This is a genomic window from Enterococcus pseudoavium NBRC 100491 (genome assembly GCF_001544295.1).
Taxonomy (GTDB): Bacteria; Bacillota; Bacilli; order Lactobacillales; family Enterococcaceae; genus Enterococcus_A; species Enterococcus_A pseudoavium.
Map to the genome: position 1 here is coordinate 45,322 of NZ_BCQF01000008.1, position 15,284 is coordinate 60,605.

The window sequence follows — 15,284 nt, forward strand, 5'->3', positions numbered from 1 at the left end:
CTTCCTCCTAATTATTAAGTGGTTTTTATAAGCCGAATTGTTTTAAAACATCTTTTAAGCTTGATTTAGGTGCAGATGGGGTTGCTTGGAAATAGATGTTTTCTACTCCATAGTTTTCATTCATATCTTTTAATTTTTCTGCGTCTTCTTTATTTAAATAAACAGATTTTGTAACTAAAAGGTCCTTTTCGGGATCTTTTTGTGCAATCCCACCGATATTTAACTCTTTCATCGGCACACCATGTTTTACTAGATCATAGATGACGCCCACTGTTTTTGTAATCAAGATACAGTTATATTCTTTAAAATTGAATTCATCCCAATAGAATTTTGCTTTTTCTGGCGTGATTACGATCGTTTTTTGCCCTGTACGACTCCCAGCATTCTTATACAAATCACGCATAAATTTATCTTTTGCTACTACTTCGTCAACGACAAAGATTGAATTTACTCCACTTTTTTGTGATAAAGTCACCATTACTTGACCGTGGATCAAACGTTCGTCCACGCGAGCTAAATTAATTACGCCCATTTAAAACACTTCCTTTCGAAATTTATAAGATACCGAAGCCGGCTAAAACAATTAAAATCAACGTCAACCACAGTAATGCTTGCGTGACTTTCAACCCTTTTTTCGTATAGAACCAATAGACACCCATTACTACTGCTAACGGTAAAATACCTGGTACAATCTGATCGAGAATTTCTTGAATCACGAACTTCCGACCTGAGATAGCAAACTTCAAAGTCGATTCGACTTTTACATAATTTCCAGCTAAAATTCCCATCATGAACAGACCTAAAACAGACAATGCTTCAATCGCCGTTTGAACACCGGCACTTTGCATCAAGCCAGTTGCATTTCGTCCCATGGTAAAGGACTGTCTAGCAAAGAACACACCCAACGCTGCTTGGTAGATTGCAAAACATACGAATGGGAACAATGCGCCTAATGCGCTCCCTTGTTGCGCCCATGGTACAGCAATCGCGATGAAAATGTACTGAACTGTTCCTGAGTCAATCGCATCCCCGATCCCAGCTAACGCACCCATCAACCCGGCTTTTGTGTTATACATCAGGTCATCTTGCATCAAGATTTCCTTATTTTCATACTCCTCTTGTGCCCGTTGTTGTTCCATTGAAGACATCAGGCCGGTAATGACACCACCGCCCCAACTTAATTGGGTATTGAAGAAAAGCAGTTGCCGTTTGTAAGCGGCCTTCAAGGCATCATCGTCTTTATATAATTTTTTCAAAATCGGCATCATCCCATAGAGTAAAGAAGGTGCCAGATAGCGTTCAAATGAATGTGGAATTTCATTAGCGAAATGCCATCTCAGATACGCTTTAGTAACATCTTTGCTAGTAATCTCTTCTGGTGCTAAGCTTTTATTTTCTGCTTGATTGGTTGATACTTCAGTCATCTTTTTTCCTCCTTCTTAAAATCCGTCATCATAGTCATCATCATCGTCATCAAAAGTAGTTGAACTATGACCTGCCGATTCAGCGGCTGGTGCAGCACCTTTACCCTTTTGCGATTGAACAAAGATCAAGGCAATTAAGACGCCGAAGATTGCGTAAGTAACCATTGTGATTTCAAGTGATTTCAATACGACACTCATAAAGTAAGCTAGGAAGAAAAAGACCATGTAATCTTTCCGTCCAATAACATAAACCGTCGTGGCAATACCAATCGCAGCTAACCCACCACCAACTACTTCTAAAATATGGATTACTACGGTGCCTTCTAAAGCATTGATTACGTCAGCAATGATCGGAGCTCCCAAATAAAGAGCGATAAATACTAATGGGACAAACAAGACAAATGAAGCAAGTGTTGGATACAAAATAATCGAACGTTTCATCGCCTTAGCATTCAAATCTTCTACTGCTTTATCGGTATACTTCCCTAAAAAAGTATTGATGAAGAAACGGAATTGATATAAGTAACTTCCTAATAAACCAACTGGCACAGCTACCGCAATCGCTGCTTCCGGTTTTAAATTCCCTAGCAATGCTACGGGAACGGCAATCGCTGCCGCAATTGATGGTTCTGCCGGCATTGATCCGCCGGGTGAGAAAACTCCCATATAAATCATTTGCAAAGCAGCCGTAACAATCATGGCTTGTGCCACATCTCCCATTACAATCCCAACGACTAATCCAGTCATCAGTGGTGAAAAACGAAGAGTTAAGGTTGCCCCTCCTCCTAGCCAACGTGACATGACCGCAGCGACCCACAAAGCAATCAGTAGACTCTGCATTACACTTAAAGTATCCATAAGCTCCTCCTTTTAACGCTTGATATAATTTTCTAATTCATAAATCGATTCTTTTAATAATTCCTTTGTAATTGGTATCGGCAATAAATGAACTTTCTTCTTTGAATCTATGAAAGTTGCGATTCGATCGATGATTGCTTCATCTTCAGGAAAGATCTGCATTTGTTCCATAGACATGGGTAATTTCAACTCACGATAAAAGGGTAATAAATCATCGATTTGCGTCCATTTTTTCTCGACCGCTAATTGATAGAAAATACCGTAAGCTACCTTTTCCCCATGCAAGAAAGCATGACTTTCTGGAATGTATTTACTCATGCCATCATGCATCGCATGGGCAATCGCATTTCTCGCATATTTATCACCTAAACCACCAACTAAACCGGCTACTGCGAAAACAATTTCGGATAAACGGACAAATTCTTCTGTGACTTCACCTTTTTCCATATCCGAGATGGCTTTAGCTGATTGTTCTAAAATTGCTACTTTACAAAGATCTGCAGTATAGCCTGCTACTTGTAAAAAAGGTTCATTTTGCAAGTGTGCTTGTTGTAAAATAGCATCTGATTCGTACCACTTCGCGAGTGTGTCTGCTAAACCGGCCACAAAGTTATTTACCGGTGCATCAATCACTAACTTTGGATCTGTAATGAAGAAAGCCGCTTGACGTAAGAAATGTTCACTTTTCCCTTCTGATTCGCCGCTTTCCTTATACATAACTGACAGTGGTGTCCAGGGGGCACAGTTACTGGCCAGTGTCGGAATCACACCGAAGTTAATATTGACTAGATGGGCTGCATAGCCAACCAAATCTGCCAGCTTTCCACCACCCACGCCGATCATAAAATCATTCTGCTTTTCATTTACCACTTCAGCAATTCGTTCAGCCCCGTAATAACTGCATTCACCCGTATACTGCAAAAAGCTAAAAGTATAATCATCTTGCTGTAAAAAATGTAGAAACGGTTGGGCCTTCTCATAAGAAATTCCGCCATGAACGACTAGAACATTCTTTGCTGAAAATTCCTGCAATACTTCGGGCACAACATCAATTGCCCCAACATGATAACGATAAAACTGAGGACCTACCTTAACTTTCAAATCCGTTAACATCGATCTCCTCCTCATCTGAATTCTTCCAAACTTTAGCTAAGCCATTTGCTTTCAGCTTGTACAGCTCGCTCCGGAAGTTTCCCAGCGACCACATCTTCAACGTCACGCAAACATTTCGCACCCATTTCTTGGAGACATTCCATCGTATACGCTGAAGTATGAGGAGTCATAACTACATTAGTAAAGGCTAGATACGGATGGTCTTTCCGCCCTGGTTCCTCTTCTAAAACATCAGTAGCTAATCCAGCGATTTTCCCAGTAGCTAAAGCGGTAACAATTGCCTCTTCATCCAATAATGCGCCACGCGCGCTATTTGAAAGATAGACATTGTCTTTCATTTGAGCGATTTCTGCCGTTGAAATCATATGATGATTGTCGTTATTTAAACTAGCGCAAAGACAAATGATATCCGACTCTTGCAACAATTGAGTAAAATCAACTTTCTTAGCCCCATAGCTTTCAATATGCAAAGCCGACTTATACGGATCATAAGCTAAGACGTTACAACGAAAACCATTTCGTAAGATCTCTACGACACAGCTACCAGTATTTCCAACCCCAATAACGCCAACTGTTTTATTAAATAGTGCTCGACCAACAAAGTTTGCTCGGTCTTCCCATTTATCATTTCTAACACTCAAATCTGCTTCAACTGTTTTTCTCAATAGAGCCAATAGATTCGTAATATTATTTTCAGCTACTGCATCTCTTTCAACTAAAGCAGGAATGATCGTAACCAGCGTGTCATGTTTGCGCGCTGCTTCAATATCAATATTGTTATAACCAATCCCATGTCTAGTAATTAAAATAAGTTCATCTTTATGATCAAAGAATTCTTGGGTAAAAAATGGTGTAACGCTCGCAATAATGATATTGTAGCCAGTTAATAATTCTGCTAGTTCTTTTCCGCCGATTTCTCCATCGACAGTAAAGGAAGCAACCTCACCGATTTTTTCTAGCTGCTCCATTTGATCCTTGAAAATTTTGCCGAAACTACTTGAATTTACAATTGCAATTCGATATTTTTCCATTTCTGAAAGCTCCTTTTAACACTGTATCCGACTATCGTCTATCTACTATTCCAACAAATTTACTTTTAATCTTTTCTATTGCACAAATCCTTTCTATCGAAATCATCAAAGTGTCAGTCAATCTGAACGCGAATACAGAAACCGGTTTCTGATAACGCATTCATTTATAACTCTATTATACAAAAAAATATTTTTTTGTAAACAGGAAAATAAAAAAATATTTTTGTTGATTTTTTTTTCATTACCGAGTATCTTAAGAATTATAAGACTATTCGGTATAGGAGGTGTCATATGTCTAATCCCATCGACTTACAAATCAAATCGATGTATAGCGACTTTAGTCCAAAAGAACAGACCATTGCAGATTACATTTTAGAACATCCCAATAAAGTCAGTCACAGCTCGATTAGTGATCTTGCAGCTGAACTGGGGATTGCAGATTCAACTTTTTTTCAATTCACCAAGACATTAGGCTTTAATGGCTTCAAAGATTTTAAACTGGCCTTATTAAAACAAGAAAATGACTTATCTGCCGTAACGATCCACGAAAATGTCCAAGAATCTGATTCGGAATTAGTCATGGCCCAAAAAGTTTTTGATTCCAATATGAAAACGCTGATAGATACAAGGAAATTATTGAAAGAAGAGGATTTACAAAAGGCCGTCAACATGATCTCTCTGTCTAGGCGCCTCTACTTCTTTGGTGTCGGTGGTTCAGAAATTGTCGCAACTGATGCCTATCACAAGTTTTTACGTTCACCAATTCCCGTAGGACATAGCACAGATTATCATATTCAATTGATGGAAGCTTCTCTACTAACTGAAGAGGACTGTGCTCTATTCATTTCGCATACCGGCAGATCAAAAGAAACGATTCATATTGCGGAAGCCGCAAAAGCAAATGGAGCTAAAATTATCGTAGTCACTAGTCAAGCGAATTCGCCATTGGCAAAACTAGGAGATGTGGTCTTTATCTCACTCTCTGAAGAAATTGAATTTCGTTCTGAAGCGTTGGCTTCTCGAATTGCTCAATTAAGTATCATCGATTCGTTGTATGTTATTTTGATGTTCTATAATCGTAGCAATGCTCAGGAAACTATCTCAAAAGTTCGAAAAGTCATTTCAAGTGTGAAAGAAAATAAAACTGAATAATCAAAGAAATCTGACTAGTGATTAGAAAACTAGTCAGATTTTTTGCTTTGATTGGCTTCCCCCTTTTTTCACACTCATTTATACAAGAAATTCGTCGAAAGAAAAACACTCCAGCATTTCTAGCTTCTTAGTTTAATGAAAGAAAAATTAGATAGTATTGTAATAAAGAAATCGTTTTACTATACTGCTAATTGAAGATTCCCGTTTAAATTCAATTGGAGGTGAAGGATTTGTTGGTATCACATTTATGACTATGAATTACAAACAAACTTAGAGTATCTAAGAATGTAAATGAATCCTTCCTTCCAACTCTATTCTTTTATTAGTAAATGTGAAAACACTCACTACTAGTAGGATTATTGTGAATCCTCTACTACGACGACTCTTTTTTTGTGTGAAAAAATACAGCCGGTATCTTCTACTTTGGATGGAATAGTTCTTCATTTATTTCTAAACACAAGCTTTTTACGAATTGATCAACTCAGAACATTAGGAGGATTATTATGAAAAAAGTTTTAACGTTAGCACTTCTAACAATCAGTTTCATTCTTACAGGATGTGGCAATACAAATAATTCCACAGACGACTCTACGGCAGAAACCACTCGTGCCAAAACAAGCTTTACAGGAGAATACATCGTTGATGCAGATTATGTTAAGGAACATTTAGACTCTATTATTCTTATTGATGCTAGAGGTGAAGATGCCGCCAAAAAAGGCACGATTAAGGAAGCCGTCCCGATGGCATGGCAATACTTAGCTGATGTTGAGAATGGTGCTTCTGGTGATGAAAACTGGGGATTGGTTTTGGCACCTAAAAAATTAGCTGAACGCTTAGGTGATAAAGGGATCGCTAAAGATAAGGAAGTCGTGTTATTTGCCTCAGCTCAAGAAGGTTGGGGAGACGATGGTCGGATCGCCTGGGAATTGCTCGCGGCTGGCTATCAAGATGTCAAAATGGTTGATGGTGGTTTCTCAGCGCTAAAAGAGGCTGGTTTAAAAACCAATAAAACAGGCACTGAATTAAAACCGGTGGATGTTAACATTGAAGCAATTAATCAAGACCATCTGATTAAAACCGATGAACTCAAAGCGGACTACGATGATTACAAAATTGTAGATGTCCGTGCTGATGAGGAATATGATGGGGAAGTATTGTATGGCGAAGCGCAAGGCGGCCACCTTCCAGGCGCGATCCATGTTCGCTACACTGATTTATTCAATAAAAACGGCACACTCAAAGACAATGAACAATTAACTAAACTTTTTGAAGATGCCGGATTATCAAAGAACGATAAAATAGTCACTTATTGTACCGCGGGTATTCGCTCTGCTTATACGCAATTAGTGATGGATATGTGTGGCTTTAAAAATGTGAAGAATTACGATGGCTCATTTTATCGTTGGGCTAAAGTAGCAGATGTAGAGAAATGATCAAGTCACTGAATAAAAAACAAGTCGCTCGAATCCTATTAATCCTAGTTATACTAATATGTATCCTTTGCTTCTTGTATGTCCCTGCGTTTAAATCTAAACTTACACAAGTTTTAATGCTCTTTCGTTCCATGAGTGTCGAGAGTATTGTTGGATATATCAAATCCTTTGGTGTTTGGGCAGTATTGATTTCATTTTTACTAATGATGTTTCAATCGGTTATTGCACCACTCCCGGCCTTTTTACTTACTTTTGCTAATGCCGCCATCTTTGGCTGGTGGCAAGGAGCGATCCTTTCTTGGACGAGTGCGATGGCGGGAGCCTTATTATGTTTCTATATCGCTCGGATTGCTGGTAGAGATGTCGTAGAAAAAATGAATAAAAATTTTTCATTACAAACATTAGACGACTACTTTGATCGCTATGGAAAGCATACCATTCTGATCTGTCGATTATTACCCTTCATCTCTTTTGATTTTATTAGTTACGCAGCGGGATTAACAGCCATCAAACCACTTGCCTTTCTGATTGCAACCGGATTGGGACAATTACCTGCAACGCTTGTTTACTCTTATGTCGGAAGCAATTTAACCGGTAATAGCCAAAAAGTGATGTTTGGATTGATGAGTATGTTTGCCTTATTTATCGGAATTTATGTGATTAAAAAGATCTATACTGATAAAAAGAGAACGTCCTAGATTATGCAATACTTGAGTCAGGCCTGATCATCAGGCACTCGACCGGCTATCTTTTGCTAGTCGGTCGTTTTAGTTCGTGAATCATTCAGCTAAATAAAAAAATACGTGATCAAAATTCTGAATGAATCAGCTTTTGATCACGTGTTTTTTTCTTGATTAGTGACGAATTTATTCTCTTTCAGGAAAGCTAACAATAATAAGACTACTTTGCCTTATTTCCTGTACATCTTCAACAGGAGCAACTCAACCAAAAACACTGGTACGAAAGCATTTGTCTGTCTTCTGGTAGCGTAGTGGAAAACTCAGACTGGTAATAAATCGTCATTTTTCGAAAGAATAGCGCCCTCTTGAACATAATCAATCGCGTTAACTACTTGTTGATCTGACTTCGCATATAAGTGACCGTAAGTTCCTAAAGTGATTTGGATATTCGCATGGCCCAATCGCTCTTGAATCGATAGCGGTTGAATATTCTGCTCAATCAGAAATGCAACATGAGAATGTCGTAGCGCGTGAAGTTTAATCGGTTTGACACCCGCTTTTTTAGCAGCCTCTTTTAACCAGTTTGCGAAAGAATAAGGTGGCGTAAATGTTCCGTCCAACTGAGCAACATATTCAAAATTTCCAATTCGTTTTTGCAAGTCATACCACTGTCTGAGCTTTAATGAAAGTTTCTTTCCCATCCCAATCGTTCGATAAGCACATTTCGTTTTTGGAGTCGAGAAGTACCAATCATCTTTTGTATTATAAATTAGTGTCTTCTCAATCGTTATCGTGTTTTTTTCGAAATCTACATTCGACCAAGACAAAGCTTCAAGTTCTCCAATCCGAATGCCAGTATAAAAGAGCATTTCATACACAATCTTCCGATGGTGGGTTTGAATCTTATCGTCCTTCAATTCATTCATCACTTTTAGAAACTCACTGTGTTCCCAAAACTCAACTTTCTTATTATCAGAAAGAAGTGAAGAAACATCATCAACGGGATTTTTAGCAATCACCCCCTCTTTAACAGCCCGATCCAATACAATTTTTAAGTGTCCCCGAATCCGATTGATATAAGATTTTGATAACGTTTCGCCATTGACTTTTTTCCGCGAATTGCGTGACTCTGTCTGGCTTAGTTCAAATAACCAATCCTCAATATCGTGACTTGTAATATCTCGAACACGAAAATGATAGAAAAACTGCATTCGCTTTTCGAATATGAATTGCGCATTCTCATATGTTTGACTCTTCACCTGTCTCTCGTACCATTTTACAAACCTATCCTTGTAAAACTCTTCGAAAGTCATTTGATTGGTAGAACACAGTTGATTAGGAACTGTCTTGTTGAAATCATGTGTTTCCATATACTTGTCATAAGCAATTTTGGCATCTTTTTGTGAAGCATAACCTCGTTTAGTCTTCTGAACCTTTCTTCCATCTTCATCTATGCCCAGATATGCTCGGAAGAACCATTTTTTTGTCTTTTTATCTTGGTAAATATTTTTAATTTTTGGCATCGTACCATTCCTCCCTGTGCTTGAGAAAAGCTACTTTAATAGTACCGCGCTTGTACTGTTTATTCCGCAACTTGAATGTGAAAAAGATGTTCAATTACTCGAGATGGCACCACACCAACTTGGCGATTATTATAAAAATCTATTCCTTCAACCCGTGCAAGATACGTTTTGCTCTCTTTAATCATTCGTGCAGCTTGACTAGGTTTAAAGCCCATTTCTATCAAAATTGCACGATTTACCATGAAATCACATTTTGTTTCCAATCTCTCACCCCCTGATACTTTACTCCTTTTAAATTAATCCTCTTTATAATCAATTGTTTCTCATTCAATGGTTGTGTTATACTCGTCTTGTCGAGGCGGAGTACGTTGCACAACTTGTTGTGTAAGCAGTACTTTGCTTTTTTAGTAGCTTGTTTTCTCATTTGATATACTTTGTAGTTTTCGTTCATAATACTCAACCTCCTCCTGATAATATTCTGGGTCTGCCTTCATATTTTGGAGAAGTTTAATCTGTCTTGGATTCATTTCTCCTTATTCAATAATCAAAGACAACAAGGAAGAATGAAACATTTGATCCACTTGTGCAATAAAAGCTAGCGATGGCGAAACACCATGAATTAACCAATTCATACTTTTCTCAAAGCTTTGAGGAATTGTCTCTAAAGAAATGGTGATTGCGCCATGATTGCCAATAAAGGCTGCCCATTTTTTATCAACTTTTGCCCCTGGATCATTTGGATCACGGTCATAAAAACAAATTGCTCCATTAAGTAACTCAAAGAACAGTTTGGTTAAATCATGGGTTCTTGAAATAATCTTTGCTAAGCTTTGCGCTTTCTCTTTTCGATACCGTAGTTCAAAGCGATTTTTCACTTCTGCCTCTTCTAAAGGAATTCCTCGTCGCTTTCGTTGTTCATAATCCTTCTGATAAAAACAAAAGCGACATTGACTCTTCTTTGAGCCTAAATACAAGGTCTCGCCATTTGATTCATTATTTGTGATATCCGTCCCGCCATGGGATTCACTCACTTGAAAAATGGTCCACACATGGCCTAGCGTTACCTTACGCTTTAGTTCTGGAATGCTGAGACTCCCCACAAAATCATCTAAAGTAAAATCAATCCGTGTAAAGTTTCCCTGATAATCTAATACCTTACGGAAGAACTCTTGCCAGTTTGATTTTGCGGTCTTCAAACGCATGGCAAGATGTTTACAGCCTTGACCTGAAAACTCCATCACGGTTCCTTTTACCGTATCGTCAATGGAATACCGAATTGTGATTACTTGATTCCATACGTATTGGCCAATATAGCCCTTTGGCGCATAATCCAGTTCCTCAAAGCGTTCAATGGGCATGCCAATGATTGCCTCAATCAGTTTTAAATGTTGATTCGAGAAAAAGTGAATGGTTAGATAATCAATCAAAACACGATTAACTGGAACTAGCTCTTCTTGCAAACTATCCAGTATAAGATTCAATTTTTCTGCACTTAATTGTCTCGTTCCTTTTTCTACTTTCGATAATAACGATCTCGAAATTCCCACTTTTTCTGCTAAATATCGCTGGGTCCACCCCCTTTCTTCTCGAGAAACTCGAATCGATTCCCCGAGATCATGTTGATTCACTTGATTCATAGAAAAACCTCCTTCTGCTATTTACTTGTCAAAGAACTACTGGACTTATTTTAAGTACATATTAATTGTACGCTTGTATTTATTTTAAGTCAATATGTTTTGACTTTTTTTAAGTACGCACGTATACTAAATTTAAGAATTCATCCTGAGGAGGAGTTTTCATGGAGATAGACAAGCAAGCAGTGGGCAATCGAATTCGGCAGATTCGCCAAGAGTTAAAGTTGAGTATGGAGAAATTTGGCAAACTAATTGGTGATTTACCACGAAGTACAGTCAATAACTGGGAACGTGGAATTAACCTTCCAAAAACCGAAACCCTTCACCAAATTGCAGAGGTGGGTCATGTCACAAACGAATATCTTTTGTATGGTGATCAAGAAAATCAATACATTTTAGAAATGCTTCAAAAAAAGGCTGGTAAGCTTGATCCTAAGATTGAAGGACTGATAGTAGACGAAATGAAACAAGCCGGTCTTGTTAGTGAAAAAGAAATGGATCGGATGATTGAATTTTTTATTACAAACCTCATTCCACCAACCGAACAAGACCAGTTTACTTTCCAATGTATCGATGAGAAAAAGCAACTTTACCTTGGTTCAACTAATTTTGGTAAAGAAGCGCAACTCTATTTACAACATGATAATCAAAATCATATTCTGCACATAATGCCCTTTACCTTCTCCAACTTTAGTGTGGATCGCTTACTCGTCTATTTAGCAAATCAAGAATCCTATTCCTATTTTGGGAAACATTTGCCCAAGAAACTTGTTGAAAAAGCCATCCTTCTATACTCGATCAATCAATCAACCGGGGATGTGCGAATTGCCCCGTTGGTCTATTCAAAAGAAACCGCTTCTTATCAGTACACAGAGGACAATCAATATCTACTAGAACAACGATATCTTTATCTACCATTCGTGATGGAAGTCGAGAAAGAACGTCTGTTAAACGCAGCGTATCCATCATCAAAATAAAGTGACAAGCTTTATAAGCATGTGACAAAGAAAATACTGCTAGGACACTCCCCAATGGGTAGTTGTCACAGTTTCCTGTTCTTTGTTAGCCCCCTGTTAGAACCGGGGGCTTTATTCATGCAGTCCGGCTACGCCTTCCTGCAATAGACAAAACTCCAGATCGGGTATTTCGCTTGTGGCGAAACCCGACCTGGAGTTTGTCTTTACAGTATTATTTTGTACTTCTTTCGAATATCTCGAAACATCCAGTGATTTTTATATAAATGATATCTTTCAAACTTCTTGCAATAGCTGTTTAATTTCCTTTGGTTTTGCAACCCGGCCACTAACAACTAATTTATCATCAATAATCAACCCTGGAGTCTTCATCACACCAGCTTTCACGATTTCAGCCATATCTTCGACTTTTGTAATTGTTGGTGTCATACCTAACTCTGATACTGCTGTTTCCACATTTTCTTTTAACTTTTGACAGTTTTTACAACCTGGACCTACAATTTTGATTTCCATAATTATCTAATCCCCTTATTGTTTTATAAAGCTACACTATTGAAAGTAAAGCCAATCAATAAAATACCTACAATACAAATTGTGATAAAGATCCCTAACAATTTAGGTTTAACTACTCTACTTAACATGATTAATGACGGCAAAGACAACGTTGTGACAGACATCATGAATGCCATCAAAGTTCCCACTGGCACCCCTTTTGAGAATAGTGCTTCTGCTATTGGGAGAACACCAAAAATATCTGCATAAATAGGTGCCCCAATTAAGGTCGCAATAATCAGCCCAAACGGATTATTATTACCTAGAATGCTTTGAATAAAACTGGTCGGAATCCAATTATGAATGAGCGCACCAATCCCAACTCCAATTAATACATAAAGCCAGACTTTACTGGCAACCTCTTTCACTTGCCCCCAACCATAAGACATTCTTTTCTTAATGGTATAGGTTTCAACTTGGCTAAGACCTTCCTCCATTTCGCGAATATAATCTTGAACTTCATTCTCTAGGTGTAATTTATCAATGAGTGTACCTCCAATTACAGCTAGCAGTAATCCTAAAAGAACATAAGCTACCGCAAATTTCCAGCCGAAGAAAGACATTAACAAGATAATTGAGGCAATATCAACCATTGGTGAGGAAATAAGGAAGGAGAAGGTTACTCCCAAAGGTAATCCAGCGGTTGTAAACCCAATAAAAATTGGAATGCTAGAACAACTACAAAAAGGCGTAACAGTTCCCAAAAGTGCTCCCAGTAAATTCCCCTTCCAACCTTTTAAGCCACCCAACAATACTTTGGTTCTTTCAGGTGGAAAAAAAGTCTGAATAACCCCCATGACAAAGATTAATATTGTTAATAAAATAAAAATCTTAATTGTATCAAACAAAAAGAATTGAAGACTTGCCCCTATCTTGCTGTCTAGCGAAAGCCCAAAACACTCAATTAATTTCCCCATCAAATCATTTAGCCAAACCATTTTTAATAATTGGTCGCTAATCCAAGTCCACATACCTTCCCCCACCCCTTTTTGAATTACACATTTAACTGCTTCGATAATTCAATCATTCTCTTTTCGATTTCATCTCTTGTGTTTCGGAAGGCACTTCTAATTTCTTCTTCAGATCCTTTTGCTTTAGCGGGGTCTACTAAATCCCAATGAAGGTGAGTGCTTTCCTTTGGAATCATGGGACACTTATCTGCTGCGTCACCGCAAAGAGTGATAATCATGTCGGACTGATTAAAGTAGTCCAAATCAATCAAATCAGATGTTTGATTCGAAATATCGATTCCAGCTTCATCCATTATAGTCACTGCTCTAGGATTCAAGCCGTGAGTTTCAACGCCAGCACTTCGAATCTCCCAAGAATCGTCTAAGTATTTTTTTGCAAATCCTTCCGCTATTTGACTTCGACAGGAATTACCTGTACATAAGAAATAGATTTTTTTCATTCATTTTCTCCTTTTGTCGGGAACCAATCTTTCGTTCCATTGATCAATTTTACTAATAACAACATAACAGGCACTTCTGTCAGAACACCTACTGTTGTCACTAGCACAACTGGTGAATTGACACCGAAAAGCGTAATTGCTACGGCAACCGATAATTCGAAGAAGTCTGAAGCACCAATCAAAGCTGCTGGCGCTGCCACATTATGAGGCTGTTTTGTCCATTTACAAGTAAAATAAGCAAAGTTTGCGGTAATAATATTTTGTAAGACTAAAGGCACGGCAATCATGAGAACGTGAAACGGGTTGTTTAAAATAATATCCCCCTGATAAGTAAAAATGATTACCAATGTCAATAACAAGCCAATCGTTGTAATGGAGTCAAACTTTGGTAAGAAGCGATTATTAAAGTAATCAATTCCCTTACGTTTTATCATGAAGTATCTCGTCAATGCCCCACCAATTAACGGTACTAGCACAAATAGTAGTACAGAAGCAAAAAGAATATTCCATGGTACAAACACATTATTTACTCCTAAAAGGAAGGAAACAATTGGTACAAATAGGACAATGATTAATAAATCGTTAATTGATACTTGAACCAAGGTATGTGCTGGATCACCTTTTGTAAGGTTTGACCAAACAAATACCATAGCGGTACATGGCGCTGCCCCTAACAAAACCGCTCCCGCCACATAGTCTTTTGCTAAGTTTGCTGGGATAAAATTGCTAAAAACAACATAAAAGAAGAAAGAGGCTAAGCCAAACATCAAGAACGGCTTAATTAGCCAGCTTGTAATGCTAGAAATCATAATCCCCTGATATGTTTTTCGGACGTTCAGTATTGATTTAAAATCGATTTTCATCATCATTGGGAAAATCATAACCCAAGTTAAAACGGCAATTGGAATGTTTGTATTTAACACTTGATAGCTTTCTAATCGGTCTGCGACACTAGGTAAAAACTTTCCGATTAGCATGCCTGCTGCCATACATAACAATACCCAAACTGTTAGATACTTCTCGAAAAAATTTATTGCAGGTTTTTCAGTTACTTCCGTAGATACATTGTTCATCCATAAGGCTCCTATCGTTTACTAGCTAATTGATTTTTCTTTGATAAGAAGTTCCTTCAAAATTACTAGGAAATCCTCAACAAAATCTTCCTGTAAAGCGTAATGATGCCATTGACTTTTTTTCGTTACTTTGACAATTCCTGCCTTCTCTAAAAGCTTCATGTGGTGTGATAATGTCGGTTGAGTAAAGTCAAAATGCTCCAACACTTCACATGCACAAAGAGAGTCAGCTGTAGAAAGTAAGTCAACAATTTTCAGCCTTTTTGGATCAGCTAAGGCTTTCATGATGGTAGCAATCTGTTCATAGTTTTCCATGGAGGACCTCCTATTGAATTGTATATAGATAATTATCTATATACAATATAGATGAACGCCTATATACGGTCAAGCGTTTCTGTCTTTTTATTTTCAACATCGTCTGGTAAA

17 protein-coding genes are annotated in these 15,284 nt (G+C 37.9%); 4 read left to right on the forward strand and 13 right to left on the reverse strand.

The features are described from left to right. Positions 1-25: 25 nt before the first annotated feature. Genes EP1_RS05470 through EP1_RS05490 form a run of 5 tightly spaced genes read right to left on the reverse strand, consistent with a single transcriptional unit; the run spans position 26 to position 4,426 of the window. Complete coding sequence (locus EP1_RS05470) at positions 26-532, reverse strand: PTS sugar transporter subunit IIB (RefSeq protein WP_067624686.1); 507 nt, start codon at positions 530-532, stop codon at positions 26-28. 22 nt (positions 533-554) lie between these two features. Further along, on the reverse strand, positions 555-1,424 hold the full coding sequence (locus EP1_RS05475; RefSeq protein WP_067624689.1) for a PTS system mannose/fructose/sorbose family transporter subunit IID: 870 nt from the start codon (positions 1,422-1,424) through the stop codon (positions 555-557). Positions 1,425-1,439: 15 nt separating this feature from the next. Beyond that, entirely contained in the window at positions 1,440-2,282 is an 843-nt protein-coding gene (locus EP1_RS05480; RefSeq protein ID WP_067624692.1) for a PTS mannose/fructose/sorbose/N-acetylgalactosamine transporter subunit IIC, read from the reverse strand. A 12-nt stretch (positions 2,283-2,294) separates the two neighbouring features. Continuing rightward, positions 2,295-3,395, reverse strand: a complete 1,101-nt coding sequence (locus EP1_RS05485; RefSeq protein WP_067624695.1) for an iron-containing alcohol dehydrogenase family protein — start codon at positions 3,393-3,395, stop codon at positions 2,295-2,297. Positions 3,396-3,427: 32 nt separating this feature from the next. Further along, a complete protein-coding gene (locus tag EP1_RS05490) occupies positions 3,428-4,426 on the reverse strand; it encodes a D-isomer specific 2-hydroxyacid dehydrogenase family protein (protein ID WP_067624698.1) in 999 nt (332 codons plus the stop codon). 291 nt (positions 4,427-4,717) lie between these two features. Here EP1_RS05490 and EP1_RS05495 point away from each other — a divergent pair, with 291 nt between their 5' ends. The 3 genes from EP1_RS05495 to EP1_RS05505 all read left to right on the forward strand — a co-directional run bounded on the left by EP1_RS05495 (position 4,718) and on the right by EP1_RS05505 (position 7,709). Next, positions 4,718-5,578 (forward strand): MurR/RpiR family transcriptional regulator, encoded by an 861-nt coding sequence (locus EP1_RS05495; protein ID WP_067624701.1) that lies wholly within the window; start codon positions 4,718-4,720, stop codon positions 5,576-5,578. Positions 5,579-6,081: 503 nt separating this feature from the next. Then, positions 6,082-7,011 (forward strand): sulfurtransferase, encoded by a 930-nt coding sequence (locus EP1_RS05500; RefSeq protein WP_067624704.1) that lies wholly within the window; start codon positions 6,082-6,084, stop codon positions 7,009-7,011. Then, the gene (locus EP1_RS05505; protein ID WP_083507499.1) at positions 7,008-7,709 is read left to right on the forward strand and encodes a TVP38/TMEM64 family protein; all 702 of its coding nucleotides are present in this window, start codon (positions 7,008-7,010) and stop codon (positions 7,707-7,709) included. Before EP1_RS05500 ends, EP1_RS05505 begins: the two co-directional genes overlap by 4 nt. 302 nt (positions 7,710-8,011) lie before the next feature. Here the strand turns inward: EP1_RS05505 and EP1_RS05510 are convergent, their stop codons facing one another. The 3 genes from EP1_RS05510 to EP1_RS05525 all read right to left on the reverse strand — a co-directional run bounded on the left by EP1_RS05510 (position 8,012) and on the right by EP1_RS05525 (position 10,851). Then, positions 8,012-9,214: a site-specific integrase gene (locus tag EP1_RS05510; protein ID WP_067624707.1), complete on the reverse strand. Its 1,203-nt coding sequence runs from the start codon at positions 9,212-9,214 to the stop codon at positions 8,012-8,014. A gap of 59 nt (positions 9,215-9,273) precedes the next feature. After that, positions 9,274-9,477, reverse strand: a complete 204-nt coding sequence (locus EP1_RS05515) for a DUF3173 domain-containing protein (RefSeq protein WP_002295027.1) — start codon at positions 9,475-9,477, stop codon at positions 9,274-9,276. Between the two features lie 270 nt (positions 9,478-9,747). Continuing rightward, a complete protein-coding gene (locus EP1_RS05525) occupies positions 9,748-10,851 on the reverse strand; it encodes a replication initiation factor domain-containing protein (protein ID WP_281176163.1) in 1,104 nt (367 codons plus the stop codon). A 161-nt stretch (positions 10,852-11,012) separates the two neighbouring features. Here EP1_RS05525 and EP1_RS05530 point away from each other — a divergent pair, with 161 nt between their 5' ends. After that, positions 11,013-11,825 (forward strand): helix-turn-helix domain-containing protein, encoded by an 813-nt coding sequence (locus EP1_RS05530; RefSeq protein WP_067624709.1) that lies wholly within the window; start codon positions 11,013-11,015, stop codon positions 11,823-11,825. Positions 11,826-12,098: 273 nt separating this feature from the next. Here the strand turns inward: EP1_RS05530 and EP1_RS05535 are convergent, their stop codons facing one another. From EP1_RS05535 to EP1_RS05555, 5 genes are read right to left on the reverse strand one after another with little or no spacing between them, the layout of a single operon-like run. Continuing rightward, positions 12,099-12,335 carry a thioredoxin family protein gene (locus EP1_RS05535; RefSeq protein WP_067624712.1) on the reverse strand — a complete coding sequence of 79 codons (237 nt, stop codon included), beginning with the start codon at positions 12,333-12,335 and terminating at the stop codon, positions 12,099-12,101. Positions 12,336-12,358: 23 nt separating this feature from the next. After that, positions 12,359-13,345, reverse strand: coding sequence for a permease (locus tag EP1_RS05540; RefSeq protein WP_067624715.1), 987 nt, complete (start codon positions 13,343-13,345; stop codon positions 12,359-12,361). A 23-nt stretch (positions 13,346-13,368) separates the two neighbouring features. Beyond that, the gene (gene arsC / locus EP1_RS05545; RefSeq protein ID WP_067624718.1) at positions 13,369-13,785 is read right to left on the reverse strand and encodes an arsenate reductase (thioredoxin); all 417 of its coding nucleotides are present in this window, start codon (positions 13,783-13,785) and stop codon (positions 13,369-13,371) included. Next, positions 13,782-14,858 carry an ACR3 family arsenite efflux transporter gene (gene arsB / locus EP1_RS05550; RefSeq protein ID WP_067624721.1) on the reverse strand — a complete coding sequence of 359 codons (1,077 nt, stop codon included), beginning with the start codon at positions 14,856-14,858 and terminating at the stop codon, positions 13,782-13,784. The genes arsC and arsB overlap by 4 nt, the downstream gene beginning before the upstream one ends. A gap of 21 nt (positions 14,859-14,879) precedes the next feature. Then, positions 14,880-15,173 (reverse strand): ArsR/SmtB family transcription factor, encoded by a 294-nt coding sequence (locus EP1_RS05555; protein ID WP_005471753.1) that lies wholly within the window; start codon positions 15,171-15,173, stop codon positions 14,880-14,882. Between the last annotated feature and the right edge of the window lie 111 nt (positions 15,174-15,284).